We start from the raw sequence: 1,023 nt of genomic DNA on the forward strand, positions 1-1,023 counted from the left end.
AACCGGTATGAGATGTCTCGGTGCCAACGTTCCGCTGCGGTGTTCTACATCGTGGCGTATGGTGCGACCATCGGGACAGAGGCACCGGGAGCACGAAGTGCGGGCAGGCCGATGCACACGATGAGCCGAGAGCTCGAGTTAGTAGCTGGCTGCCTCTGCGACTCGCCCGGTTGCGCCGCGAGCGCGAATCCGTAGTTGTCGTGTCGCCCGCAGCTCCCATCGTTGTCCGGCAGAGGAGGTGCGAATGCGACGGGTAATTGGCATTGATGTCCACCGAACCTTCGGGGAGGTGGTATTTTGGGAGAACGGCAGGCTCCGACATGCGGGCCGCATTGATATGACGCGGACTGCGCTGGAGGGATTTGGCAAGACCCTGCTGGCCGGTGATGAGGTGGTGCTCGAAGCGACCGGCAACAGCATGGCGGTGTCGCGAGTGCTGGCGCCATTCGTGGCGCGGGTGATTATCGCCAATCCGTTGCAGGTGAAGGCGATCGCCCAGGCTCACGTCAAGACCGACAAGATCGATGCCGGCACGCTCGCCAGTTTGCAGGCGGCGGGCTACCTGCCGCAGCTCTGGACGCCTGACGCGGAGACCGAGCGCAAGCGTAGGCTGGTGGCGCGGCGCTACCAGGTCGTGCGGCACCGTACGCGGCTCAAGAACGAGGTGCATTCGATCCTGCACGCGCACCTGATCCCGAAGTGCCCGCATGCCGATCTTTTCAACGCCCGCGGCCGGGCGTGGTTGGCCGCTCAACAGTTGCCAGACGATGAGCGGGCGGCCGTCGATCGGCACGTCCGTGAGCTTGACCGTTTGGCCGAAGACCTGGTCCTGCTCGATCGCGAGATCGCACAGGACGCAATCGAGGATTCCGCGGTGAACAGATTGATGACGATCACCGGCGTGAATCTGGCGGTCGCCGCCGGAATCGTGGCGGCGATCGGCGACATCAACCGGTTCAACAGCCCGCAGAAGCTGGTGAGCTATTTCGGGCTGAACCCGCGGGTGCGGCAGTCCGGGCTGGG

At 64.3% G+C, this 1,023-nt stretch carries 1 protein-coding gene; it reads left to right on the forward strand.

Features of this window, described 5'->3' with window-relative positions:
- Positions 1 to 244 precede the first annotated feature (244 nt).
- The coding region (locus CWO89_RS44530; protein ID WP_130584420.1) for an IS110 family RNA-guided transposase at positions 245 to 1,023 on the forward strand (779 nt) is incomplete at its 3' end.

This window comes from Bradyrhizobium sp. Leo170 (genome assembly GCF_004296405.1).
Lineage (GTDB): Bacteria > Pseudomonadota > Alphaproteobacteria > Rhizobiales > Xanthobacteraceae > Bradyrhizobium.